This window comes from Serratia sp. H402Y, assembly GCF_051172415.1.
GTDB lineage: Bacteria > Pseudomonadota > Gammaproteobacteria > Enterobacterales > Enterobacteriaceae > Serratia > Serratia ureilytica.
Genome location: NZ_JBPIYZ010000002.1, coordinates 249,255 through 273,760, shown reverse-complemented (window position 1 = coordinate 273,760; position 24,506 = coordinate 249,255). Strand labels below are relative to the sequence as shown.

25 protein-coding genes and 3 tRNA genes are annotated in these 24,506 nt (G+C 61.9%); 20 read left to right on the top strand and 8 right to left on the bottom strand.

Features of this window, described 5'->3' with window-relative positions; all coding sequences use genetic code 11:
* The 4 genes from ACSBQS_RS15245 to fucP are packed head-to-tail and all read left to right on the top strand — an operon-like array spanning position 1 to position 3,244.
* Positions 1-864, top strand: coding sequence for an amidohydrolase family protein (locus tag ACSBQS_RS15245; RefSeq protein ID WP_434991043.1), 864 nt, complete (start codon positions 1-3; stop codon positions 862-864).
* On the top strand, positions 842-1,618 hold the full coding sequence (locus ACSBQS_RS15240) for an SDR family oxidoreductase (protein ID WP_197666604.1): 777 nt from the start codon (positions 842-844) through the stop codon (positions 1,616-1,618). Before ACSBQS_RS15245 ends, ACSBQS_RS15240 begins: the two co-directional genes overlap by 23 nt.
* Entirely contained in the window at positions 1,615-1,974 is a 360-nt protein-coding gene (locus tag ACSBQS_RS15235) for an L-rhamnose mutarotase (RefSeq protein ID WP_015376547.1), read from the top strand. Before ACSBQS_RS15240 ends, ACSBQS_RS15235 begins: the two co-directional genes overlap by 4 nt.
* A gap of 40 nt (positions 1,975-2,014) precedes the next feature.
* Positions 2,015-3,244, top strand: coding sequence for an L-fucose:H+ symporter permease (gene fucP, locus ACSBQS_RS15230; protein ID WP_060659976.1), 1,230 nt, complete (start codon positions 2,015-2,017; stop codon positions 3,242-3,244).
* Between the two features lies 1 nt (position 3,245).
* Here the strand turns inward: fucP and ACSBQS_RS15225 are convergent, their stop codons facing one another.
* Positions 3,246-4,448 carry an MFS transporter gene (locus tag ACSBQS_RS15225; RefSeq protein WP_047025175.1) on the bottom strand — a complete coding sequence of 401 codons (1,203 nt, stop codon included), beginning with the start codon at positions 4,446-4,448 and terminating at the stop codon, positions 3,246-3,248.
* Between the two features lie 108 nt (positions 4,449-4,556).
* On the opposite strand from ACSBQS_RS15225, the gene ACSBQS_RS15220 reads away from it, so the two are divergent.
* On the top strand, positions 4,557-5,468 hold the full coding sequence (locus ACSBQS_RS15220; RefSeq protein ID WP_047572736.1) for a LysR family transcriptional regulator: 912 nt from the start codon (positions 4,557-4,559) through the stop codon (positions 5,466-5,468).
* 10 nt (positions 5,469-5,478) lie between these two features.
* Here the strand turns inward: ACSBQS_RS15220 and ACSBQS_RS15215 are convergent, their stop codons facing one another.
* On the bottom strand, positions 5,479-6,675 hold the full coding sequence (locus ACSBQS_RS15215) for an MFS transporter (RefSeq protein ID WP_060659973.1): 1,197 nt from the start codon (positions 6,673-6,675) through the stop codon (positions 5,479-5,481).
* 136 nt (positions 6,676-6,811) lie between these two features.
* Here ACSBQS_RS15215 and ACSBQS_RS15210 point away from each other — a divergent pair, with 136 nt between their 5' ends.
* A complete protein-coding gene (locus ACSBQS_RS15210) occupies positions 6,812-7,408 on the top strand; it encodes a TetR/AcrR family transcriptional regulator (protein ID WP_033641781.1) in 597 nt (198 codons plus the stop codon).
* A gap of 45 nt (positions 7,409-7,453) precedes the next feature.
* Here ACSBQS_RS15210 and ACSBQS_RS15205 read toward each other — a convergent pair whose 3' ends face one another.
* A complete protein-coding gene (locus tag ACSBQS_RS15205; RefSeq protein WP_434991231.1) occupies positions 7,454-8,533 on the bottom strand; it encodes a GGDEF domain-containing protein in 1,080 nt (359 codons plus the stop codon).
* A 259-nt stretch (positions 8,534-8,792) separates the two neighbouring features.
* Between ACSBQS_RS15205 and ACSBQS_RS15200 the strand changes: the two genes are divergently transcribed.
* Positions 8,793-9,077: a DUF1435 domain-containing protein gene (locus ACSBQS_RS15200; protein ID WP_197666603.1), complete on the top strand. Its 285-nt coding sequence runs from the start codon at positions 8,793-8,795 to the stop codon at positions 9,075-9,077.
* An 89-nt stretch (positions 9,078-9,166) separates the two neighbouring features.
* Here the strand turns inward: ACSBQS_RS15200 and ACSBQS_RS15195 are convergent.
* The 4 genes from ACSBQS_RS15195 to ACSBQS_RS15180 form a co-directional block, all read right to left on the bottom strand.
* A tRNA-Leu gene (locus tag ACSBQS_RS15195) sits at positions 9,167-9,253 on the bottom strand.
* A 42-nt stretch (positions 9,254-9,295) separates the two neighbouring features.
* Positions 9,296-9,382 (bottom strand) — tRNA-Leu (locus tag ACSBQS_RS15190).
* A 36-nt stretch (positions 9,383-9,418) separates the two neighbouring features.
* Positions 9,419-9,505 (bottom strand) — tRNA-Leu (locus ACSBQS_RS15185).
* 72 nt (positions 9,506-9,577) lie between these two features.
* Entirely contained in the window at positions 9,578-10,522 is a 945-nt protein-coding gene (locus tag ACSBQS_RS15180) for a LysR family transcriptional regulator (RefSeq protein ID WP_033651709.1), read from the bottom strand.
* A gap of 118 nt (positions 10,523-10,640) precedes the next feature.
* Here ACSBQS_RS15180 and ACSBQS_RS15175 point away from each other — a divergent pair, with 118 nt between their 5' ends.
* The gene (locus tag ACSBQS_RS15175; RefSeq protein WP_047025178.1) at positions 10,641-11,633 is read left to right on the top strand and encodes an aldo/keto reductase; all 993 of its coding nucleotides are present in this window, start codon (positions 10,641-10,643) and stop codon (positions 11,631-11,633) included.
* A gap of 51 nt (positions 11,634-11,684) precedes the next feature.
* On the opposite strand, the gene rsmC is transcribed toward ACSBQS_RS15175, so the two are convergent.
* Entirely contained in the window at positions 11,685-12,725 is a 1,041-nt protein-coding gene (rsmC, locus tag ACSBQS_RS15170; RefSeq protein ID WP_033641786.1) for a 16S rRNA (guanine(1207)-N(2))-methyltransferase RsmC, read from the bottom strand.
* A gap of 146 nt (positions 12,726-12,871) precedes the next feature.
* Between rsmC and ACSBQS_RS15165 the strand changes: the two genes are divergently transcribed.
* The 12 genes from ACSBQS_RS15165 (at position 12,872) to deoB (ending at position 24,474) form a co-directional block, all read left to right on the top strand.
* Positions 12,872-13,309 (top strand): DNA polymerase III subunit psi, encoded by a 438-nt coding sequence (locus ACSBQS_RS15165; protein WP_033641787.1) that lies wholly within the window; start codon positions 12,872-12,874, stop codon positions 13,307-13,309.
* A complete protein-coding gene (gene rimI / locus ACSBQS_RS15160) occupies positions 13,254-13,697 on the top strand; it encodes a ribosomal protein S18-alanine N-acetyltransferase (protein WP_197749985.1) in 444 nt (147 codons plus the stop codon). Before ACSBQS_RS15165 ends, rimI begins: the two co-directional genes overlap by 56 nt.
* 151 nt (positions 13,698-13,848) lie before the next feature.
* Positions 13,849-15,438 (top strand): peptide chain release factor 3, encoded by a 1,590-nt coding sequence (gene prfC, locus ACSBQS_RS15155; protein ID WP_033641789.1) that lies wholly within the window; start codon positions 13,849-13,851, stop codon positions 15,436-15,438.
* Positions 15,439-15,954: 516 nt separating this feature from the next.
* Positions 15,955-16,569, top strand: a complete 615-nt coding sequence (osmY, locus tag ACSBQS_RS15150; protein WP_033641790.1) for a molecular chaperone OsmY — start codon at positions 15,955-15,957, stop codon at positions 16,567-16,569.
* A gap of 161 nt (positions 16,570-16,730) precedes the next feature.
* A complete protein-coding gene (locus tag ACSBQS_RS15145; RefSeq protein WP_004933089.1) occupies positions 16,731-16,892 on the top strand; it encodes a DUF1328 domain-containing protein in 162 nt (53 codons plus the stop codon).
* Positions 16,893-16,960: 68 nt separating this feature from the next.
* Complete coding sequence (locus ACSBQS_RS15140; RefSeq protein WP_004933086.1) at positions 16,961-17,146, top strand: CsbD family protein; 186 nt, start codon at positions 16,961-16,963, stop codon at positions 17,144-17,146.
* A 10-nt stretch (positions 17,147-17,156) separates the two neighbouring features.
* Positions 17,157-18,275, top strand: coding sequence for a patatin-like phospholipase family protein (locus ACSBQS_RS15135; protein WP_033651706.1), 1,119 nt, complete (start codon positions 17,157-17,159; stop codon positions 18,273-18,275).
* Positions 18,272-19,054 (top strand): TatD family hydrolase, encoded by a 783-nt coding sequence (locus ACSBQS_RS15130; RefSeq protein ID WP_197749986.1) that lies wholly within the window; start codon positions 18,272-18,274, stop codon positions 19,052-19,054. Before ACSBQS_RS15135 ends, ACSBQS_RS15130 begins: the two co-directional genes overlap by 4 nt.
* A gap of 184 nt (positions 19,055-19,238) precedes the next feature.
* On the top strand, positions 19,239-20,516 hold the full coding sequence (locus ACSBQS_RS15125; RefSeq protein WP_004933076.1) for a NupC/NupG family nucleoside CNT transporter: 1,278 nt from the start codon (positions 19,239-19,241) through the stop codon (positions 20,514-20,516).
* 370 nt (positions 20,517-20,886) lie between these two features.
* Entirely contained in the window at positions 20,887-21,666 is a 780-nt protein-coding gene (gene deoC / locus ACSBQS_RS15120; protein ID WP_033641793.1) for a deoxyribose-phosphate aldolase, read from the top strand.
* Positions 21,667-21,732: 66 nt separating this feature from the next.
* Complete coding sequence (deoA, locus tag ACSBQS_RS15115; RefSeq protein ID WP_033641794.1) at positions 21,733-23,058, top strand: thymidine phosphorylase; 1,326 nt, start codon at positions 21,733-21,735, stop codon at positions 23,056-23,058.
* Positions 23,059-23,250: 192 nt separating this feature from the next.
* Positions 23,251-24,474, top strand: a complete 1,224-nt coding sequence (deoB, locus tag ACSBQS_RS15110; protein WP_033641795.1) for a phosphopentomutase — start codon at positions 23,251-23,253, stop codon at positions 24,472-24,474.
* Positions 24,475-24,506: the final 32 nt, after the last annotated feature.

Here is a 24,506-nt window from a genome sequence, read left to right as displayed (position 1 = left end):
ATGCCGCGCATCGACGCTCACCAGCACTACTGGCGCTACCACCCGCAGCACTACCCGTGGATCGACGAGCGGATGCGCGTGCTGCGACAGGATTTCGATCCGCCCCGGCTGCGGCCGCTGTTGCAGGAACACGGCTTCGACGGCGCGCTGGCGGTGCAGGCGCGCCCCAGCGAGGACGAGACGCTGGCCCTGCTGGCGCTGGCTGAGCAGAGCGAGGGCGTATGCGGCGTGGTGGGCTGGTTGGATATCACCGCGCCGCAGCTGGCGCAGCGTCTGGAGGCCTGGTGGCCTTACAGCGCGCTGCGCGGGGTGCGCCATCAGGTGCAGGACGAAGCGGATCCGGCGGCCTGGCTGGCGCGGCCGGAGGTGGATCGCGGCATGCAAACGCTGCAGCGCGCCGGGTATGTGTACGAGATCTTGGTGACGCACCGGGATCTGGCGGCCGCGGCGGCGTTTGCCGGCCGCCACGACCAACACTGGCTGGTGCTGGATCACCTCGGCAAGCCGGACATCGCGCGCGGCGCGCGGCACTGGGCGCAGCAAATCCGGCCGTTGGCGGCGCTGCCGCACGTGGCCTGCAAGCTGTCGGGGCTGATCACCGAGGCGCCGGGTGGCCGGTGGCGGGCGGAGGAACTGCTGCCGTTCTTCGACGCCGCGCTGGAGGCGTTCGGCCCGCAGCGGCTGATGTTCGGCTCCGACTGGCCGGTGTGCCTGCTGGCCGGCGACTACCGCCAGGTGGTGCAACTGTGTGAACGGGCCCTCTCGACGCTGGGGGCCGCCGAGCAGGCGGCGATTTGGGGCGATACCGCCCGGCGAATTTACGGGTTAACGGAGTCTGGTTATGGATCTGTATCTGCAAGATAAGGTGGTGCTGGTCACCGGCGGCGGTGCCGGCATCGGCGCGGCGATTGCTCATGTGCTGGCCGAGGAAGGGGCGATCCCGGTGCTGGTCACCAACGCCGCGCCGGAGGCGGCGCTGCTGGCCGATTTACAGCGGCTGCAGCCGCGCACCGAGGTGATCCTCACCGAATTGTGCGACGAGGCGGCCTGCCGCCGGGCGGTCAGCCAGACGCTGGCGACCTTCGGCCGCATTGACGGGCTGGTGAACAACGCCGGAGTCAACGACGGCGTCGGGCTGGAGGCGGGGCGTGAAGCGTTCGTCGGCTCGCTGGAAAAGAACCTGGTGCACTACTACCTGATGGCGCACCTGTGCCAGGCGGCGCTGCGGGAAAGCCGGGGCACCATCGTCAACATCGCCTCCAAGACCGCGCTCAGCGGGCAGGGGGGCACCAGCGGCTACACCGCCGCCAAGGGCGCGGTGCTGGCGCTGACGCGCGAATGGGCGGTGTCGCTGCGCCATGATGGGGTGCGGGTGAACGCGGTGGTGCCGGCGGAGGTGATCACCCCGCAGTACCAGCGCTGGCTCAACACCTTCGCCGAGCCGCAGCGGCAGATGGAGAAGATCACCGCGCGCATTCCGCTCGGGCAGCGCATGACCACGCCGCAGGAGATCGCCGATACCGTGGCGTTTCTGCTGTCGTCGCGGTCATCGCACACCACCGGGCAGTGGCTGTCGGTGGACGGCGGCTACCTGCATCTCGATCGGGCGCTGACGTGAGCGGCGCGGCGGCAGGGCGGCGCCGTTTCTGCCAGGCGCTCGATCTGATTGACTCACCGGCGCTGATTGCGGAGTACCAGCAGCATCATCAGCGCATTTGGCCGGGCATCGCCGCGCATTTGCGCGAGCACGGCATTCTGGACATGGAGATTTACCGGTTGGGCACCCGGCTGTTCATGATCGTGGAGGTCAGCGCCGATTTCGACGCCGCGCGTTTTGACGCCGCCAGCCTGAACAACCCCGAAGTACAGCGATGGGAAGCGCTGATGTGGCACTACCAGGCCGCCACCCCCTGGACGCCGCAGGGCGAAAAATGGGTGGAAATGGCGCGGATTTTCTCTCTGCAACAGCAATAACGCCAACATCATCATCGCCAGACGATACGAGGGTATCACCATGCTTGCTGATAAAAGTGCGGCCTCCGCGCAGCCGGGCGTCCCCGTGACCGCCAATCTGCGCTGGGCCTTTATCCTGGTCACCAGCCTGTTCTTCATGTGGGGGCTGTCCTATGGCCTGCTGGACGTATTGAACAAACATTTTCAGGAGACGCTGCACGTCACCAAGGCGCAGTCGGGGCTGCTGCAGGCGGCGTACTTCGGCGCCTATTTCCTGGTGGCGCTGCCCGCCGGTTATTTCATGGATCGCAAGGGCTATAAGGCGGGCATTCTGGTCGGGCTGTGCCTGTACGCACTGGGCGCGCTGCTGTTCGTGCCGGCGGCGTCGGCCAACAGCTTCGGCGTCTTCCTGTTCGCGCTGTTCGTCATCGCCAGCGGCCTGGGCTGCCTGGAAACGGCGGCCAACCCGTACGCCACGGTGCTGGGCGACGCGCAGGGCGCCGAACGGCGGCTCAACCTGGCGCAGTCGTTCAACGGCCTCGGGCAGTTTATCGGCCCGCTGATCGGCGGCACGCTGTTCTTCTCCGCCGGCCAGTCCGTCGGCGGCGGCGATCAGAGCGCGGTGAAGATGACCTATGTGGCGATCGCCGCGCTGGTGCTGCTGATCGCGTTGTTGTTCAGCCGCACCCGGCTGCCGGCGATCCGCGAAGAGGAAAAACCGGTGCACGGCGTGATAGCGCAGGGGTTGTGGCAGCATCCGCATTTCGTCGGCGGGGTCATCACGCAGTTTTTCTACGTGGCGGCGCAGGTGGGCGTGGGGGCGTTCTTCATCAACTACGCCACCGAGCACTGGCGCGAGGTGTCTAACCAGAGCGCCTCTTACCTGCTGTCGATCGCCATGATCTGCTTTATGGTCGGACGTTTCTTCAGCACCTGGCTGATGGGACGGGTCAAACCGGCGACGCTGCTGGCGGTCTATGCGCTGATCAACATCGCGCTGTGCGGCGTGGTAATGCTGAGCGTAGACGGCGTATCGGTGGTGGCGCTGATCGCGGTGTTCTTCTTTATGTCGATCATGTTCCCGACCATTTTCGCCCTGGGGGTGAAAAATCTGGGCAAGCACACCAAGCGTGCCAGCTCGTTCATGATCATGGCGATCGTCGGCGGCGCCATCATGCCTTACTTTATGGGGGCGCTGGCCGACCGTTACAGCACCGCGCTCTCTTATCTGCTGCCGCTGCTGTGCTTCGCGGTGGTGCTGGTTTACGGCCTGCGGCAGCGCCGCGCCTGATTCACCCCGGCGGCGAATCGGCTTTCGCCGCCGTTTTCGGCATCTGCCGCCGGGTCCCCATCAGGATGGCCAACGCCAGCAGCAGCACCAGGCCGGACAGCGCGCCGTTTATCGTCAGGCCGCCGGCATCCACCACCAGCCCGCCCACCAGCGAACCGCAGGAGATCGCCAGGTTAAACAGCGCGATATACAGTGAAGAGGCGACCTCGGCCGCATCGGGCGCCGCCTTGAGCATCCACGCCATCAACGCAACGGAAACGCCGCCGTAGGCGATGCCCCACAGCAGCAGGAAGGCGCCGCCGCTCAGCGGCGTGTGGCCCAGCAGCGGCAGCAGCAGGACGGCGAGCGCCAGCCCGAGGGCGATCAGCGCCAGGGTGCGGCGCAGCCGTTTGGCGGCGGCCTGGCCGGCGATAAAATTCCCGACGAGGCCGGCGATGCCGTAGGCGAACAGCAGCGGCCCCACCCAGCGGCTCTCGATGCCGGAGACCGTCTGCAGCAGCGGACGGACAAAGGTGTAAGCCATAAAGTGACCGGCGACCAGCAGAAACGTCAGCAGCAGCCCGGTCAGCAGCCGGCGATTCGCGCGTTGCGCGGTGAACGACCGCCAGCCGATCGCCTGCGTGACCGGCAGCGGCGGCAGCACGCACACCAGCAGGAGCAGGGTCAGCGCCGCCAGAACGGCGACCGCCAGAAACGCCATGCGCCAGCCCAGCGCTTCGCCGAGGAATACCCCGAGCGGCACCCCGAACACCGAGGCCGCCGCTACGCCACCGAAGATGATGGACAGCGCCAATCCGACGGAGGCCGGCGGCACCAGGCGTTCCGCCAGCCCGCCGGCGATGGCCCAGATACCGCCGATGCAAAAACCCAGCAGGATGCGCGCAGCGAACAGCAGCGCCAGGGAGGTGGCGGCGGCGGCCAGCAGGTTAGCGGCGATCAGCAGCAGCAGAAAGCCCGCCAGCAGGTTGCGGCGGTCTGTGCGCCGGGCGCCCAGCACCACCAGCGGGGCGAACAGCGCGGCGAACAGGGCCGGCAGGGAAATCAGCAGCCCGGCGCGGCCGATCGACGCGTTCAGGGTGCTGACGATCGGGGTCAGCAGCCCGACGGGCAGCATTTCTGCGGTGACGACGGTAAAGGTGGACAGGCCGACCGCGAAGGTCGCCAGCCACGCTTTTGCGCCGCCGTCGGCGTGTAAGGCACTCATAATGACTCTCCCAACAGATGACGAACCCCAGTGTATCCGCGCCAAAATGGCTGATAAACTGGCCTGAATGCGCAACATTGGGGACAAAGCGTGGCTAATTTACCGTCTATGCCGTTGGATAACCTGACCGACCTGCTGGTATTCATTCGCGTCGCCGACGCCTGCAGCTTCACGCTGGCGGCCGAGAGACTGGGCATCTCCCGATCGGCGGCGGGCAAATGCGTGAACCGATTGGAGGCGCGATTGGCGACCCGGCTGCTGCAGCGCACCACGCGCAGCGTCAGCCTGACCGAAGACGGCGCGGTGTTTTACGAATATGCGCAGCGCATCCTGTCGCAGGCCGAAGAGGCGGAAACGGCGCTCAATACGCGGCGGCAAACCCCGCGCGGGCGGCTGCGGCTGGATGTGCCGGTCTCGTTGGGGCGGTTGCATATTTTGCCGATTCTGCGGGAATTTTTGGCGCAGTGGCCGGAGGTGGACGCCGACGTCAGCTTCTCCGACGATTACAGCGATTTGGTGCGCGACGGTATCGACGTGGCGATCCGCGTCGGCGGCAGCGACGACAGTCGGCTGGTGCGGCGGGTGCTCGCGCCGCACCGCCTGATCACCTGCGCGGCGCCGGACTATCTGGCGCGCTACGGCACGCCTGCGACACCGGAGGCGCTGGGCGATCACGAGACGCTGGTCTTCAGCCACCAGGGATTGCCGGCGCCCTGGCGCTATCGGGTTAACGGCCAACTGCACGAACAGCCGGTGCGCGGCCGGATGCGTTTCAACAACGTCGAGGCATTGCGGGATGCGGCCGTCGCCGGGGCAGGTCTGTGTCAGGTAGGGGCGTTTCTGGTCGGTGAACAGATGGCGGCCGGCACGCTGGTGCCGGTGCTGGAACGCTATTGTCGCCCGGGGCCGCCGATCTGCGCCGTCTATCCCAGCCGACGCCATCTCTCCCCCAAAGTGAAACTGTTTCTGGTGGCGATCGAACGGCGCTGGCAGGGCAAGGCGATTTGGGAAACCGTTTAGCGCAGGCGGTTCACGCCGCTTTCAAGGCCAGCGTTCGCCGCATTAGGCGATAGCCGCCGGCCGCCACCAGCAGTACGACCAGGCCGGCCGTGAGCGTGACGCCAAAGCCGGCCGTTATCCCCGCAGCGTCGATCGCCAGGCCCGCCAGGGCTGCGCCGAACGCCACGCCTATCCCCAGACCGGTGACCATCCAGGTCAATCCCTCCGTCAGCCTGGCGGGGGGCACGATGTTTTCAACCAGCCCCATGGCAATGATCATGGTCGGCGCGAAAAACAGTCCGGCGACAAACATCGCCGCCGCCAGCGTCAAGACATTGTGCACCCACAGCAGCGGCAGGGTAGTGAATGCGGTGGCGAACGCCGCGTATAAGAACAGGCGGGGCAAGGGGACGGGGATCTTCATTGCGCCGAAAATCAGCCCGGCGAGGCAGGAGCCAAACGCGTAAACCGACAGCACGATGCTGGCGGCGGCCGGCTGGCCTTGCTGCTCGGCGAAGGCCACGCTGATGACGTCCACGGTGCCGACAATGGTGCCCAGGGCGATCAGCGCCAGCACCAGAATTTGCATTGACGGCATAGCCAGGATGGCGCGCTGCCGCTCGCTGTTGCGGGTGTAAACCGGGGGCTGTGTGCTTTTTTGCAAGGCGAATGCCGTGACGCCCGCCACCAGAAGCAGCGCGGCCACCAGAGGGCCGGCTTCTGGGAAAAGTGAAACGCTGAGCCCCACGGCGATCGGCGGGCCGATGATAAAGGCGACTTCGTCCAACACCGACTCGAATGAAAATGCCGTGTGCAGCTGCGGCGTGCCGCGATAAATTTCGCTCCAGCGAGCTCTGACCATCGCGGAGATGCTGGGCATGCCGCCCGCGAGCGCGGCGAAGACGAACAGCGCCCAATCCGGTGCCTGGCAGCGAGTGCAAATCAGCAGCAGCAAGAGGGCGATCGCGCTGGTCCCGGTGGCATACGGCAGCACTCGGCGTTGGCCGAAGCGATCCGCTGCGCGCGCGATCTGCGGCGCGAGCAGCGCCATGGAAAAGGCGAACGTCGCCGCCACCGCGCCCGCTAACCAATAGGAGCCGCGTACCTGCGAGAGCATGGTAATGATGCCGATGCCGGTCATCGAGACCGGCAGGCGCGCGATTAGCCCGGCAGAGGAAAACGCCTTGCTGCCCGGGGCGGTGAACAGTTTGAAATAAGGATTTGCCATAAAATGGGCTCCGGAATGTTGCGGCTCGGTATTCGCTCAATGTCCATCATTGACATACGCCACGTATGTTACGTTAATTGACATACATGGCGTATGTCAATTATAACGTCATCAATAACGAGGCGGGAGTGAACCCATGGCACGTAAAGCGCGTACCGAAATGATTGAAGAAACCCGACAAAAGCTGGTGGCGGCGGCCCGCCTGCAATTCGGCAACGTGGGGTATGCCGAAACGGTGATGGATGATCTCACCGCCCAGGCCGGCCTGACGCGCGGCGCGCTCTATCACCATTTTGGCGATAAAAAGGGGCTGTTCCTGGCGGTGGTGCAGGCGATAGACGCGGAGATGGATGCGCATCTGGCTGAGATAACCGCGAGTACTGCGGATGACTGGGAGGCTTTTGCGGCGCGTTGCCGCAGTTATCTGATCATGATGACGGAGCCGCAAGCGCAACGCATTCTGTTGCGTGATTCACCTTCGGTGCTGGGAGCTGAATATCTGCGGGCCAGCAAGCTGGCGTGCATCAGCTGGATGACGGGCGCATTGGAGGTATTGATGGCGCAGCGGCGTATCGCTATCGCCGAGCCGGAAGCGCTGGCGCATTTAATCAACGGCGGCCTGATGGATGCCGCGCTGTGGGTCGCCCATCATCCGGAAAAAGACGTGGGGCTGGAACAAGCCTTGGCCAGTTTGAACCTGTTGCTGAACGGGCTGCGTTCCACCGCCGTATAGCCGTATAAGTGTTGATGTCAGCCGCCGCGCCGTTACCACGGCGGCTTAAGAGTGAACGGCAGCGGGCTGGACGTTTTGCGCCAGCTGAATATTGTTGCGGCCGCTGTGCTTCGCCAGATAGAGCGCGGCGTCGGCCGCGCCTATCGCCGATTCGATGTCCAGTTTTTCCAGCGCGGAGATGCCGGCGCTGAGCGTCAGCGTGCCGCTGTGCTGCGGACTGGCGCCGTGCGGGATGTTCAGCTCCGCCACCCGCTGGCGCACCCGTTCGGCCAGTTGCGCCGCGTAGCCTTCGTGCACGTTGGTCAGCAGCACCAAAAATTCTTCCCCGCCGTAACGCACCACGATGTCGCGCGAACGCACCGCATCGCGGATGGCGACCGCCACCTGCACCAATGCCCGATCGCCCATGGCGTGGCCGTAGCTGTCGTTATAGACCTTGAAGTGGTCGATATCCAGCAACAGCACGTAATGATGGCCGGTTTGCGGTTCCAGCAGCATCGTGATCTTATTCTCCAGCCCGCGCCGGTTATAAAGGCCGGTCAGAGGATCGATCATGCTCAAATTATTGAATTTATCGCGCTCGTTATACAGGTTGGCCACCAGCGCGTGAGTAAAGATTTCACTGCGTTTCAACATCAGGTGGTGGATGGAGAAAGCGATAATAGGTAATAGCGTGGTGAATAATATCCGCAGGGTATTATGCATGCCGTCTAAAGCCAGGATCACCATTGCGGAAGGCACGGCGTGTAAACAAAAGGCGGTAAAGTTGTCCGTCAGGGAAATAGCGCTGATAAAAAAGATGCTAAACAAACTAATTAATAAAAAATCTTGGTTATTCGGTAGGCAATATTGACTTTTAACGTAAATATGTGCGGCCCAGAGCAGGCCGATCACGCCGGCGAACAGGTTGAGTTTGCACAAGTATTTGCGTGGCGTTTGCAGGGACAATAGCGCGGCTACCAGACAAAATAGCGGTATACATAATAAAGGTAGGGTAAATGCGGGCGTATCCCTAAAAGGGAACAATAATGTAAATACGGAAGAGGCGGCATTCATTATCAGAAAAAGAAATAATGCCAGGCGCTGCTTGCTGTTCAGTAATTCCTGATAAGAACGGGCGTTCATACGGAGGTCACTCTTTGCAAAGTCGTTCTGTCGAATAATTAAGGTTGAGAAGCATTCCTTTGGCGCGAATATCCACTTGAATTGCATGGTTGAGGATTGTGATTATTATCATGCAAACAGGACTAGGAATTTTCTTATGTCAAATTATCATTTTTTCATGCTGGTGTCATCTGGGTTTGGTCAGCGCAGTGAAAATGATGCGGCGGCCAAAAAAGTGTTATATGATATTGGTTATCATTATCACTTGAAGGGGGTTGTCATGCTCACCGCCATGATTGCCGCGTGCGGGCTGTGGGGCATCAGTTGGTGCCTCGGGGATCGCCTGGCCAGCGCCTGGGGCGTTTTGCTGCCTTGTGCGCTGATGCCGCTGCTGGCCTTGATCGACCTGGATATGGTGCAGTTGCGCACCCTGATCGTGATAGCGATGTTGGCCACGCTGGTGATGCTGTTCAACAGCCGGCTGCGCCACTATCTGCTGCTGCCTTCCTGTATGGCGCTGGCGGGCGGCCTGGCGGCTGTCAGCCTAAACTTCAGCTTCGGGTGAAACGCCGGAAACGGCAAAACCACGCTTAAGCGTGTGATTCATCAATGCGTTGGGATTTTTTCGAGGATACTGCCGGGGAAATCATCAATTGGTGCGAAGAGAGGGACTTGAACCCTCACGTCCGTAAGGACACTAACACCTGAAGCTAGCGCGTCTACCAATTCCGCCACCTTCGCACAGTCGATGTTGTTGCTTTGATTTATATTACGTCGCCAGCGTGGTGCGAAGAGAGGGACTTGAACCCTCACGTCCGTAAGAACACTAACACCTGAAGCTAGCGCGTCTACCAATTCCGCCACCTTCGCATCGATGCTGAGTGCAATATAAATCATGTGGTTATTTGGTGCGAAGAGAGGGACTTGAACCCTCACGTCCGTAAGGACACTAACACCTGAAGCTAGCGCGTCTACCAATTCCGCCACCTTCGCGTACCAGAAACATTACCGGAGTAACGTTACCACGGAGGCGAATTCTAGAGATTTTGGCGGACACGTCAACAGTTATTTCCCCGCTTTGCGGGCGTTTGCTGGAAAAACAGCCATATCGCCGCTTTTCTGCTGGTCAAACAGCCAAATCAGCCAATCAATCAACACTCTGACCCGCGGCGCCAGGAAACGGCCGGGCGGATACATGATGTAAATCGGCATCGGCGGAGGCGGCGTTTCCGCCAGCACTTCCACCAGTTCGCCCTGTTCCAGCCAAGGGGCAAGCGAATAGCGCGCCGCCTGTATCAATCCCATGCCGGCGCGCGCGCCGGCGATATAGGCGTCGGCGCCGCTGACGCTCAGCCGGGCGGGCAGTTCGCGCAGTTCCAGCTTGCCGCCGCGGCAAAACTCCAGCGGGTAATCGCGGTTGCTGGCCAGCGAAAAATACCCCACCGCGCGGTGCGGCGTCAGGCTATCGATGTCGAGCGGCGTACCGTGGGCCTGCAGGTAAGCGGGGGAAGCGCAGGTGACCTGCGGCAACTGGGCGATGCGCCGCGCCACCAGGCTGTCGTCTTCGGTTTCCCAGGCGCGCAGCACGCAGTCCACGCCTTCGCGCAGCAGATCGACGTGGGTGTCGTTGGCGCCCAGCGCCAGCGTGATGTCGGGATAGCGCCGGTAGAAGTCGTCCAGCGCCGGAATGACGACCTCGCGCGCCAGCGAATGGGGCATATCGATGCGCACTTTGCCGGACGGCTGCAGCTTATGGTGGCTGAACAGCGTGTCCGCCTCCTCCAGCGCGCCCAGCAACTGCACGCAGCGTTGATAGTAGAGACTGCCTTCGCTGGTCACCTGCACCTGGCGGGTGGTGCGGATCAGCAGGCGCACGCCCAGCCGCTGTTCCAGCCGTTTCAGCGCGTTGCTGACCGTGGCGCGCGGCAGCTGCAGGCGTTCGGCCGCCCGGCTGAAGCTGCCCAGTTCGACGATGCGGGTAAAAATGCGCATGGCTTGAACCTGATCCATTACCACTCCGGATTGTTGGTGATTTTTGAACAGTGATGTGCAATCTGCATTATTTATCTTTGTCGCGTAAACAACCAGACTTTGCTGCGTTATCCATTCACCGCATGAGGGCAGCACAATGCAACAACGTAAACTCGGTTCCCACGGTCCCGTCGTCTCCGCCCTGGGGTTGGGATGCATGGGCATGAGCGACTTCTACTCCACCGGCGCCGATCGGCAGGAAGCCATCGCCACGCTGCACCGGGCGCTGGAGCTGGGCGTTACGCTGCTCGACACCGCCGACATGTATGGCCCGCACACCAACGAAGAGCTGGTGGGGGAAGCGATCAAAGGCAAGCGGCAACAGGTGTTCCTGGCCACCAAGTTCGGCATCCTGCGCGATCCGGCGGATCCTTCGGCGCGCGGCGTCAGCAGCCGGCCCGAGTATATCCGGCGCTCCGTCGAGGGCAGCCTGCGGCGCTTGGGCGTGGAGGAGATCGATCTTTATTATCAGCACCGGGTCGATCCGCAGGTGCCGATCGAGGACGTCGTGGGCACGATGGCGGATCTGATCCGGGAAGGCAAGATCCGCCACATCGGCCTGAGCGAGGCGTCGGTCGCCACGCTGGAGCGGGCGCACAAGGTGCATCCGATCACCGCGCTGCAGACCGAATATTCGCTGTGGACGCGCGACGCCGAGCAGGGCGTGCTGGCGGCCTGCGAGCGCCTGGGCATCGGCTTTGTGCCCTACAGCCCGCTAGGGCGCGGTTTCCTCACCGGCGCTATCCAGCGGCCGGAGGATCTGGCCGAGGACGACTTCCGCCGCAGCAACCCGCGCTTCCAGGGGGAAAACTTCAGCCGCAATCTGGCGCTGGTGGAGAAGGTGAGCGAGCTGGCGGCGCAGAAGGGCGTTAAACCTTCGCAGCTGGCGCTGGCCTGGGTGTTGGCGCAGGGGGAACACATCGTGCCGATCCCCGGCACCAAACGCCGTCGTTACCTGGAAGAGAACGTCGCGGCGGCGGAGATAACGCTGAGCGCGGCTGAGCTGGCGGCGATTGAAGCGGTGTTCCCGCTGAGTGCGGCGGCCGGCGATCGCTACGGCGCGGAGTCGATGACCTACATCAACGGTTAAAAAAAAGCGCGGCCTGCAGGCCGCGCTCTGTCGTTTTCCGCCAACGGCGAATTATTTCTTCTTCGGCGCGCGCGGCGGACGGCCGACGGTCGCCTGGTACACCTTGAAGCGGCCGTTCTGCGCCAGCACTTCGTGGCTGCCGAAGGTGGCGTCCAGAATGTCCGGGTATGGCAGGAAGGCGTTGGCGACAATGCGCAGTTGGCCGCCGATCGGCAGGTGCTTCACCGCGCCGCGGATCAGGGTTTCGGCGGCGGTCAGGCTGGTCTGCAGCCCGTCGTGGAACGGCGGGTTGGAGATGATCATGTCGAAACGGCCGGTGATGTCGGAGTAAACGTTGCTGACGATCACTTCCCCTTCGATGCCGTTGGCGGCCAGCGTCGCGCGGCTGGATTCCACCGCGGCGGCGTTGACGTCGCTGAGGGTCAATTTGACTTTCGGCGACAGCTTGGACATTACCGAGGCCATGACACCGGCGCCGCAGCCGATGTCCAGCACCTTGCCTTTCATGTGTTTTTCCAGCGTCGACAGCAGCAGCGAGCTGCCGACGTCCAGACCGTCGCGGCTGAACACGCCCGGCAGCGTTTTCACTTCCAGATCGTGCAGCTGATAGCTGTCCCACCAGTCGTTCAGGTCGAACTCGGTCTGCGCGTCCAGGCGGCCGTGATACAGGCCGCAGCGGCGCGCGCTGTCGATTTTCACCAGCGTGACGTGGCCTTCCAGCGTTGGCTCGGCGCTGCGCACGCCGCTGCGGTTTTCACCGACCACGAACACGTCCGCGCCCACCGGCAGCAGCGCCAGGATGTTGCACAGCTGGAATTGCGCTTCCTGCTTGCTCTTCGGCCAGTAGTAAACCAGCGTGTCGCAGTCGGCGACGAAAGCGGGATCGACGGTCAAACCGAACTGCACGTTATCGCCCATCGTCCGGTTCAGTAACTGCCAGTGATGGTATTGCTGAGTGTGGACGCGCACGTCCGCGGCCTCGAATTGGGCCGGCAGGCTGTCCTGCAGGTCGCCGGCAAACAGCACGCGGCGTTCGATAAATTCATCACTGTGGCGCAGCATGACTTCACTGGCGGGGGTTAATGCAGACATCAGATATTGGCTCCTGGAAATGAGACCGGGGATTATAGAGCTTTGTGGCGATATGTTCGACGGGTTTGTTGGCGCGGGCTGCGCGGGTTTGTTAGCATAGCGCGGCGCATGGCAGGCATGGCGCACCACAACGGGTAGGAATCGGCATGGCATCAAAACGCGACTGGCTGTTACAACAACTGGGTATTACGCAGTGGACATTGCGCCGCCCGGGCGTGTTGCAGGGCGAAGTGGCGGTCAGTCTGCCGCCCGAGACGCGCCTGCTGGTGGTGGCGCAGACGCAGCCGGCGCCCGACGATCCGCTGTTTTGCGACGTGCTGCGCAGCCTGGGGCTGACGCCGGCGCAAACCTACAGCCTGACGCCGGAACAGGTGGCGATGCTGCCTGAAGAGACCGCATGCAACAGTTGGCGGCTGGGCGTGACGGAACCGCTCGCGGTCGCCGGCGCGCAGCTACACAGCCCGGCGCTGGCCGAGCTTTCCCAAGACGCGGGGGCCAAACGCGCCCTCTGGCAGCAGATTTGTCATCATGAACACGATTTCTACCCTGACGGCGGCCGACCTGGCCACGGCCTTCAACATTGAGCAAGCCAGCCACGCTTTCCCCTGGACGGAAACCACCTTTGCCAGCAATCAGGGCGATCGCTACCTTAACCTGAAGCTGAGCGCCGATGGGGAGATGGCGGGGTTCGCCATCACGCAGATCGTGCTGGACGAAGCCACGCTGTTCAACATCGCCATTCATCCGCAGCACCAGCGCCGGGGCTTTGGCCGCCTGTTGCTCAACGCGTTGATCAAACAGCTGGAGAGCCGCGGCGTGGTTACGCTGTGGCTGGAAGTTCGTGCCTCCAACCAGGCGGCGATCGCGCTGTATGAAGATCTTGGTTTCAACGAAGTCACCGTGCGCCGCAATTATTACCCGAGCGCCCACGGCCGCGAAGACGCGATCGTGATGGCGCTGCCGCTGGGGTAATCAGCCCGGCCGGAAAAAGCATTGATTGTCACCGGTTGGCAAATCGGCGAAAATGCCCGGCTGTTATCTTTTATTCACCGCTTTGCCCGGCGCCGCGATCGGCGCGTTCTGATGATGTCGCAGGGCGGACTAACCGTAGAACCTGAAAACCATGTCTCCTAGTGAATTTGCCCGCGAAGTCTCCAAAAGAAGAACTTTCGCCATCATCTCGCACCCCGATGCCGGTAAAACCACCATTACCGAAAAAGTGCTGCTGTTCGGACAGGCGATCCAGACCGCCGGTACGGTAAAAGGCCGCGGCTCCAGCCAGCATGCCAAATCCGACTGGATGGAAATGGAAAAGCAGCGTGGGATCTCGATCACCACCTCGGTGATGCAGTTCCCGTATCGCGACAGCCTGGTCAACCTGCTGGATACCCCGGGGCACGAGGACTTCTCCGAAGATACGTATCGCACCCTGACCGCCGTGGACTGCTGTCTGATGGTGATCGACGCCGCCAAGGGCGTTGAGGATCGTACCCGCAAGCTGATGGAAGTCACCCGTCTGCGCGACACGCCGATCCTGACCTTCATGAACAAGCTGGACCGCGACATCCGCGATCCGATGGAAGTGATGGACGAAGTCGAGCGCGAACTGAAAATCGCCTGTTCGCCTATCACCTGGCCGATCGGCTGCGGCAAGCTGTTTAAAGGCGTTTACCACCTGTACAAGGATGAAACCTACCTGTACCAGACCGGTAAAGGCCACACCATTCAGGAAGTGCGCATCGTCAAAGGCCTGAACAACCCGGAGCTGGATGTCGCCGTAGGCGAAGATCTGGCGGCGCAGCTGCGCGATGAGCTGGAGCTGGTGCAGGGCGCTTCCCACGAGTTCGATCAGGCGGCGTTCCTGAGCGGCGAGCTGACCCCGGTGTTCTTCGGTACCGCACTCGGCAACTTCGGCGTGGATCATATGCTGGACGGCCTGGTGGCCTGGGCGCCGGCGCCGATGCCGCGCAAAACCGACACCCGTGAAGTGACGGCGGCGGAAGAGAAATTCACCGGCTTTGTGTTCAAGATCCAGGCCAACATGGATCCGAAGCACCGCGACCGCGTGGCCTTTATGCGCGTGGTGTCCGGCCGTTACGAGAAGGGCATGAAGCTGCGTCAGGTGCGCACCGGCAAAGACGTGGTGATCTCCGACGCGCTGACCTTTATGGCCGGCGACCGTTCGCACGTGGAAGAAGCCTATCCGGGCGACATCATCGGTCTGCACAACCATGGCACCATCCAGATCGGCGATACCTTCACTCAGGGTGAAGACATGAAGTTCACCGGCATCCCGAACTTCGCGCCGGAACTGTTCCGCCGCATTCGCCTGCGCGATCCGCTGAAGCAGAAACAGCTGCTGAAGGGGCTGGTGCAGCTGTCCGAAGAGGGCGCGGTGCAGGTGTTCCGCCCGATCGCCAACAACGATTTGATCGTCGGCGCGGTCGGTGTGCTGCAGTTCGACGTGGTCGTGGCGCGTTTGAAGAGCGAGTACAACGTGGAAGCGCTGTATGAGTCGGTCAACGTGTCGACGGCGCGCTGGGTCGAGTGCGACGACGTGAAGAAGTTCGAAGAGTTCAAGCGCAAGAACGAGATCAACCTGGCGCTGGACGGTGGGGACAACCTGTCCTACATCGCGCCGACCATGGTGAACCTCAACCTGACGCAGGAACGCTATCCTGACGTGACCTTCCGCAAGACCCGCGAACACTGATACATCGGCAGGGCGCCCGGTGCGCCCTGCCAATTCCCCGTATTCTCACTCCGCTAATTAATAAATCTTCCTCATATTTTATCCTGCGAATCGATGTCGCCCAGGCGAGACGCGATTGGCCTGCGTTTTCCGCCGCATGGTCTATCTTTAACGAGATGTCCGCACATTGCTTGAGAGTAAATCACTATAATACGCTGATTGTTTGGTGAGTTATTCTGATGTGTTGCCGATAGGAGACAGTCTGTTTCCTTAAATATCAATGAGATGACTGTTTTACCGTTTCGTGTCACTTAGTCTGTCGTCAATAGGCGACAGTTTTTTGATTAAAAATCCGACTCAACGCTTTTTTTGTTTGATTTTTAAGGCGTTTATGGAGTTGGCACGGCGGTTGCAATATTCCTGTCGTGAACGCTTAATCGTATAGCGATGATGAAGTATTTACCGAGAGGCCGCGTGAAGGCGGCTGAAGGGTTCCGGCGCTCTGGCGCTGGGGCCCCCAACAAAAGGAAGAGATCGATGAAAAAGACCAAATTTGCACACTCGCTGATGGCTGTTGTTTTGGGTTCTGCTTTGGTGAGCGGCACTGCGCTGGCCGAAGACAGTCTGCTCAACAAGGCGTCTAACGCCGCGGACAGTGCCGGTGCCAAAATCGATAGCTCCATGAAAAAAGTTGACGGTTACATGGATGACAGCGCGATAACGGCTAAAGTTAAAAGTGCATTGGTGGACGATAAGAGCATCAAAAGCACTGACATTTCGGTGAAAACCGAAAAAGGCACCGTGATCCTGAGCGGGTTTGTCGGCAGCCAGGCGCAGGCGGAGCATGCGGTTGCGGTTGCCGGCAAGGTGGAAGGCGTCAAAACCGTCAGCGACAAGCTGCACGTGAAAGATGAAGCCAACCAGTCGATCAAATCGTATGCCGGCGACACCGCCACCACCAGCGAGCTGAAAGCCAAGCTGCTGGCCGATGACATCGTGCCGTCGCGCAATGTGAAAGTGGAAACCACCGATGGCGTGGTGCAGCTTTCCGGTGAAGTGAAAACGCAGGCGCAGTCTGAGCGTGCCGAAAGCATCGCCAAGGCTATCGACGGCGTGAAAAGCGTGAAAAACGACCTGGTGGTCAAGCAGTAATCCCGCCAGGCGCCCGTAACAAGTAACAACAAGCCGCATCTGTCGGGCCGTCAAGGCGGCCCGACGTGTACCACCAAAAAAAGAAACTGATTTGCCGTCGATGTCCCGTTGTCGGGGCGGTAGACGGCAGCGAATTTTTTCACAATGGTAAGGAGAAGCTTATGTTTCGTTGGGGCATTATCTTTTTAGTCATCGCGCTTATCGCTGCGGCACTGGGGTTCGGTTCGCTGGCGGGCACCGCCGCCTGGGCCGCCAAAGTCGTGTTCGTTGTCGGCATCATCCTGTTCCTGGTCAGTCTGTTCACCGGCCGTCGGCGCCCTTAGCCGGCCGGCATTTTCCCGCAAACTGTAACAAAGCTTAATTCCTTTTCTCACGTCGGGGAGGGCCGGCCATGAACAGCGACATCATCGTCGGGCGCTGGAAACAGCTGAAAGGTCAGGTATGGCAGGCTTGGGCCGAATGGTCCGGCAGCGATGGTGCCTGGTTGGCCGGCAGCAATGATTTCCTCGTCGGCGTGCTGCAAGAGGATTACGGAAGAGAGCGAGACGCGGTATCCTCGGAGAAAACGTCTCACTGAGGATGCCAAGTTGGGATACAGAATACCCATCACGCTCGGCAATATAGAACCGCTGGCGTCTAAACCTTTTCGACCAGGAAAAATGGCGTTGGTCTGCGAAGGCGGCGGCCAGCGCGGCATTTTCACCGCCGGCGTGCTGGACGAGTTTCAGCGCGCGGGCTTTAACCCTTTCGATCTGCTGATCGGCACATCGGCCGGCGCTCAGAATCTGTCTGCCTATATCTGCGGGCAGATGGGCTACGCGCGTCGGGTGATCACCCGTTACACCACTTCGGCACAGTTCTTCAATCCGCTGCGCTTCGTGCGCGGCGGGCATCTGATCGATCTCGATTGGCTGGTTGATACGGCGGCGGCGCAGATGCCGCTGGCGATGGACGTGGCGGAACAGCATTTTACCGACGGGCGCGAATTCCTGCTGTGCGCCTGCCGCAGCGACGATTTCGAGCCGACCTATCTGCCGGCGCAGCGCGAACGCTGGCTGCCGGCCATCAAGGCGTCCAGCGCCATTCCCGGCTTCTACCGTCAGGGCGTGGAGTTGGACGGCGTCAGCTATCAGGACGGCGGCATCAGCGATGCGATCCCGGTGGAAGAGGCCTATCGCCGCGGCGCCGACACCATCGTGGTGATCCGCACCGTGCCTTCGCAAATGTACTACACCCCGCAGTGGATGAAGCGCATGGAGCATTGGCTGAGCGACAGCAGCCTGCAGCAGATGGTGCGCATCCTGCAGCATCACGAGCAAAGCTATCACCGCATCCAGCGCTTTATCGAAAAGCCGCCGGGCAAGCTGCGCATCTTCGAGATCTTCCCGCCGAAGCCGCTGGCCAGCAATGCGCTGGGCAGCCGATTGGGGGCGCTCAATCAGGATTATCACCTGGGGCGCCGCTGCGGCCGCTACTTCCTGGCCACCGTCGGCCAGTGGATGGCGCAGCAGGAGCCCGACGGCATGAAGGTGCGAAAAGCGTTGTCGCGCCGCCTGATCCAGCCGGAGAACGTCAGAATGCCTTCGCCGATCGTGACCGACATCGCCATGCCCACCGAGCGGGCGGCGCAGCCGGAGGCCGCGGTGGCGGCGCCGAAAATCATCCTGCCGGGCGATCTGCCGCCGGGTGAAGGGGGCGCGCTGTGAGTTACGCCTTTACCGACACCCACTGCCATTTCGATTTCCCGCCCTTTACCGGGCATGAGGCCGAGAGCCTGGCGCGGGCGGCAAGCGCCGGCGTAAAGCGCATCATCGTCCCGACGGTCACCGCCGATCGCTTCGCGCGGGTGTTGCGGCTGGCGCAGGAGCATGCGCCGCTGTTCGCCGCACTGGGGCTGCACCCGCTGTATATCGCGCAGCATCATGAGCCGCAGTTGGAACAGTTGGCGGCGCTGCTGGCCGAACGGCCGCACAAGCTGGTGGCGGTGGGGGAGATCGGGCTCGATCTGTATATGGATAACCCACAGTTCGAGCGGCAGCAAAGCGTGCTGCTGGCCCAACTGAAGCTGGCGAAACAGCATGACCTGCCGGTGATCCTGCATTCGCGCCGCACCCACGACCAGCTGGCCGCCGCGCTGCGGCGCATGCAGCTGCCGCGCCGCGGCGTGGTGCACGGCTTTGCCGGCAGCCTGTCGCAGGCGCAGGCGTTTATCCGCCTCGGCTATTACATCGGCGTGGGCGGCACCATCACCTATGAGCGGGCGCAGAAAACGCGCGCCGTGATGGCGCAGCTGCCGCTTGAGGCGCTGCTGCTGGAGACCGATGCGCCGGACATGCCGCTGGCTGGCTATCAGGGGCAGCCGAACCGCCCCGAGCGCGCCGCCGAGGTGTTTCACGCGCTGTGCAAACTGCGGCCGGAACCGGCCGATGAGATAGCCGCCCACCTGCAACGCAATACCCAAGCGCTGTTCGCCATGCCGAATTGAGGTCTGCATAACGTGACTTGCGTCACGTTATAAGATTTTCATTTGCGTCTCGTTGTATACATTTGTGACATAAATCGGTGCGAGGGTGACCTCGCTCAGTATAATCCCCCCCGAAACACTCCAATAGCAGACCTCTCTTCATGAGCAGGGATGTATTTTATTTTTTGCAACAGGGAAACTTTGCATGCAACTCATCATGAGTCTGGTCGGGATGGCGGTGCTGATCGCCATTGCGGTGCTGCTCTCCAGTAACCGTCGGGCCATCAAACTGCGCACCGTGGTGTGGGCGTTCATCATTCAGGTCGGTATCGGCGCGCTGGTGCTGTACGTGCCGCTGGGCCGCAGCATCCTCGGCAGTATGTCTAACGGCGTGGCAAACGTTATCGCTTACGGCAATCAGGGCATTTCGTTCATCTTCGGCGGGCTGGTGTCCGACAAGATGTTCGAAGTGTTCGGCGGCGGCGGCTTCGTGTTCGCGCTGCGCGTCCTGCCGGTGATCGTGTTCTTCTCCTCGCTGATTGCGGTGCTGTACTACCTCGGCATCATGCAGTTGGTGATCCGCGTGCTGGGCGGCGGCCTGCACAAGCTGCTGGGCACCTCGCGCACCGAATCGCTGTCGGCGACCGCCAACATTTTCGTCGGCCAGACCGAAGCGCCGCTGGTGGTGCGTCCGTATATCGCCACCATGAGCCAGTCAGAACTGTTCGCCGTGATGTGCGGTGGCCTGGCTTCGGTGGCCGGTTCGGTGCTGGCGGGATACGCGCAGATGGGCGTGCCGCTGGAATACCTGATCGCCGCGTCCTTCATGGCCGCGCCGGGCGGGCTGCTGTTTGCCAAGCTGATGGTGCCGGAAACCGAGCAGACCCACGATAAAGACGATGCGATGAAGCTGATCGCCGAAGAGGATCGTCCTGCCAACGTGATCGACGCGGCGGCTTCCGGCGCGGCTTCCGGCATGCAGCTGGCGCTGAACGTCGGCGCGATGCTGCTGGCGTTTATCGCGCTGATCGCCTTGCTCAACGGCATTCTCGGCGGCATCGGCGGCTGGTTCGATTACCCGCAGCTGTCGCTCGAGCTGATCCTCGGCTGGGTGTTCTCGCCGATCGCCTTCCTGATTGGCGTGCCGTGGAGTGAAGCGATGACCGCCGGTTCGTTTATCGGCCAGAAGATCATCGTCAATGAGTTTGTCGCCTATATGAACTTCGGCGCCTATCTGCGCCCGGACGATGTGGTGGCGGCGGAAGGCCTGCAGGTGCTGTCAACGCACACCAAGGCGATCATCTCCTTTGCGCTGTGCGGTTTTGCCAACCTCTCCTCGGTGGCGATCCTGCTGGGCGGTTTGGGCAGCATGGCACCCAACCGTCGCCATGACATCGCGCGTTTCGGTCTGAAGGCCGTGGCGGCGGGCACGCTGTCCAACCTGATGAGTGCCACCATCGCCGGCTTCTTCCTGGCGCTGTAAGCCCTCGCTGAGCCCGCGCCGGCGCGACCGATCGCGGGACTCCGCCTATACTCTAAGCAACGCGGGTGTTCGCCGCACCCGCGATCTTCAGCCGCTTCTTTAGCGAATTTGTGAACGATATCGCGTTATTTTGTGATGTTCTTCACATATAATTCCGGTCTGTTACAGTGCTATTTCATATAGTGTGACGATGAACGCGAATCACCCCCGGCATTCGTGTTCAAATAGCTATTACTGGCCGGCCGCAAGGCGGGTGGCCATGTGCGGTGAGAAGGATCTCAGTTGCCGCCGCGGGAACGCCGTTCCCCTGCGCTATCTTCATGGAACCAAGTCCGCTCGCCAACACCCAGGTACTCAGTTGGAGAGTTTTATGACCGAATTAACCGCAGCAGCGCAACGTGCGCTGAACTTGATGGATTTAACCACGCTGAACGATGATGACACCGACGAGAAAGTGATCGCCCTCTGTCGTCAGGCCAACAGCCCGGCCGGCCACACGGCGGCCATCTGCATCTACCCGCGTTTTATCCCGGTGGCGCGTAAGGCGCTGCGCGAGCAAGGCACGCCGGACATCCGTATCGCCACCGTGACCAACTTCCCGCATGGCAACGACGATATCGACATCGCGCTGGCGGAAACCCGCGCGGCCATCGCCTATGGGGCGGATGAAGTGGACGTGGTGTTCCCTTACCGCGCGCTGATCGCCGGCAACGAACAGGTCGGTTTCGAGCTGGTGAAACAGTGCAAACAGGCTTGCCAGGCGGCCAACGTGCTGCTGAAAGTGATCATCGAAACCGGTGAGCTGAAGCAGGCCGATCTGATCCGCAAGGCGTCCGAGATCGCCATCAAGGCCGGCGCCGACTTTATCAAGACCTCCACCGGCAAGGTGCCGGTCAACGCCACCCTGGAGAGCGCCGAGCTGATGATGTCAGTGATCCGCGATATGGGCGTGGCGAAGACGGTGGGCTTCAAGCCGGCCGGCGGCGTGCGCACCGCGGAAGACGCGCTGCATTATCTGCAACTTGCCGATCGTATTCTGGGCGAAGGGTGGGCCGACGCGCGGCATTTCCGCTTTGGCGCTTCCAGCCTGCTGGCCAGCTTGCTGGCCGCGCTGGGCCACCAAACCCAGACCGCCGGCGGCGGCTACTGATCGATATCGTTGGCGGGCGCCAGGCGCGCCCGTCTGCACCGACTCTCGGCGACACAGGGGGATGCCTTGTTCCTGGCTCAAGAAATTATTCGTAAAAAACGCGACGGCCAGCCGTTAAGCGAAGCGGAAATCCGCTTTTTCATCAACGGCATTCGCGACAATGTGGTGTCGGAAGGGCAGATCGCCGCGCTGGCGATGACCATTTATTTCCATGACATGAGCATGCCGGAGCGCGTGGCGCTCACCATGGCGATGCGCGATTCCGGCACCGTGCTGGACTGGAAGAGTTTGGCGCTGAACGGCCCGATCGTCGACAAGCACTCGACCGGCGGCGTGGGCGACGTGACTTCGCTGATGCTGGGCCCGATGGTGGCGGCCTGCGGCGGCTATGTGCCGATGATCTCCGGCCGCGGCCTGGGGCATACCGGCGGCACGCTGGACAAACTGGAAGCCATTCCGGGCTTCAATATTTTCCCGGACGATAACGCCTTCCGCAAAATCATTCAGGACGTCGGCGTGGCGATCATCGGCCAGACCAGCTCGCTGGCGCCGGCGGACAAGCGTTTTTACGCCACCCGCGATATCACCGCCACCGTGGATTCTATCCCGCTGATCACCGCCTCCATTCTGGCCAAGAAGCTGGCGGAAGGGTTGGATGCGCTGGTGATGGACGTGAAGGTCGGCTCCGGCGCCTTTATGCCGACCTATGCCCTGTCGCAAGATTTGGCGCAGGCGATCGTCGGCGTGGCCAACGGCGCGGGCTGCAAGACCACCGCGCTGCTGACCGACATGAATCAGGTGCTGGCTTCCAGCGCCGGCAACGCGGTGGAAGTGCGCGAAGCGGTGCGCTTCCTGACCGGCGAATACCGCAACCCGCGCCTGCTGGAAGTGACGCTGGCGCTGAGCGTAGAGATGCTGTTGTCCGGCGGCCTGGCGCAAGATGAGGCCGACGCGCGCGCCAAGCTGCAGGCGGTGCTGGATAACGGCAAGGCGGCGGAGGTGTTTGGCCGCATGGTGGCGGCGCAGCAGGGTCCGATAGACTTCGTCGAACGCTACGATAGCTATCTGCCGGCGGCAACGCTGAGCAAGCCGGTGTATGCTGAAAAGCCGGGCATCATCAGCGCCATGGATACCCGTGCGCTGGGCATGGCGGTAGTGTCGTTGGGCGGCGGCCGCCGTCGGGCGAGCGACGCCATCGATTACAGCGTCGGCCTGACCGAGATGGCGCGCCTGGGCGATACGGCGGATTCCCAGCAGCCGCTGGCGATGATCCACGCCAACGATGAAGAGAGCTGGCAGCAGGCGGCCGATGCGGTGCGCAGCGCAATGACGCTGAGCGATAAGGCGCCGGAAGCGACGCCGGTGGTGTATAAGCGCATCACTCAAGCGTGATGACCCTCGTCTTTCAAGCCGTAGCGTTGTTGGCTGCACGCGTGCACCCCAGTCACTTACTTGAGTAAGCTCCTGGGATACACGCGCTAGCCGCCTAGCTACAACTTGAAATCCATTGGGTATAAATTTAGAGAATAAGGGCGATTGCAGTTTTGCGGTCGCAATAGCGTGAGAACACGCAGGAGAGCACAGATGAAACGCACATTTATTATGGTATTGGACTCCTTCGGCATCGGCGCCAGCGAAGACGCCGAACGTTTTGGCGATCAGGGTTCCGACACCCTGGGCCACATCGCCGAGGTTTGCGCGCGCGGTGAGGCCAACGTGGGCCGTCAGGGCCCGCTGACGCTGCCTAACCTGAGCCGTCTGGGCCTCGGCAAAGCGGCGGAAGAGTCGACCGGCAACTTCCCGCAGGGGCTGGATCGCAACGCCGACATCATCGGCGCCTACGGCTACGCCAGCGAGCTCTCTTCCGGTAAAGACACGCCGTCTGGCCACTGGGAAATCGCCGGCGTGCCGGTGCTGTTCGACTGGGGCTACTTCAAGGACGAGCACAACAGCTTCCCGCAGGCGCTGCTGGATAAGCTGGTGGAGCGCGCCAATCTGCCGGGCTACCTGGGCAACTGCCACTCATCCGGCACCGTGATCCTCGATCAGTTGGGTGAAGAGCACATGAAAACCGGCAAGCCGATTTTCTACACCTCCGCCGACTCGGTATTCCAGATCGCCTGTCATGAAGAGACCTTCGGCCTGGAGCGCCTGTATGAGCTGTGCGAAATCGCGCGTGAAGAGCTGACCGAAGGCGGTTACAACATCGGCCGCGTGATCGCGCGTCCGTTCGTCGGCGACAAGCCGGGCCACTTCCAGCGCACCGGCAATCGCCACGATCTGGCGGTAGAGCCGCCGGCGCCGACCGTGCTGAAAAAGCTGGTGGACGAGAAGGGCGGCGAAGTGGTGTCGATCGGTAAAATCGCCGACATCTACGCCAACGTCGGCATCACCAAGAAGGTGAAGGCGACCGGCATCGACGCGCTGTTCGACGCGACCCTGATCGAAATGGAAAAGGCCGGCGACAACACCATCGTGTTCACCAACTTCGTGGACTTCGACTCCTCCTACGGTCACCGTCGCGACGTGGCGGGCTACGCCGCCGCGCTGGAGCTGTTCGACCGCCGCCTGCCGGAACTGCTGAAGCTGGTGAAAGACGAAGACATCATCATCTTCACCGCCGACCACGGCTGCGATCCGACCTGGAGCGGCACCGACCACACCCGCGAGCACATCCCGGTGCTGGTTTACGGCCCGAAAGTGAAACCGGGTTCGCTGGGCCACCGCGAGACCTTCGCCGACATCGGCCAGACCGTCGCCAATTACTTTGGCCTGTCGCCGATGGATTACGGTAAGACCCTGTTCTAAGCCCTGTCTTTCAAGCCGCAGCGTTGTTAGCT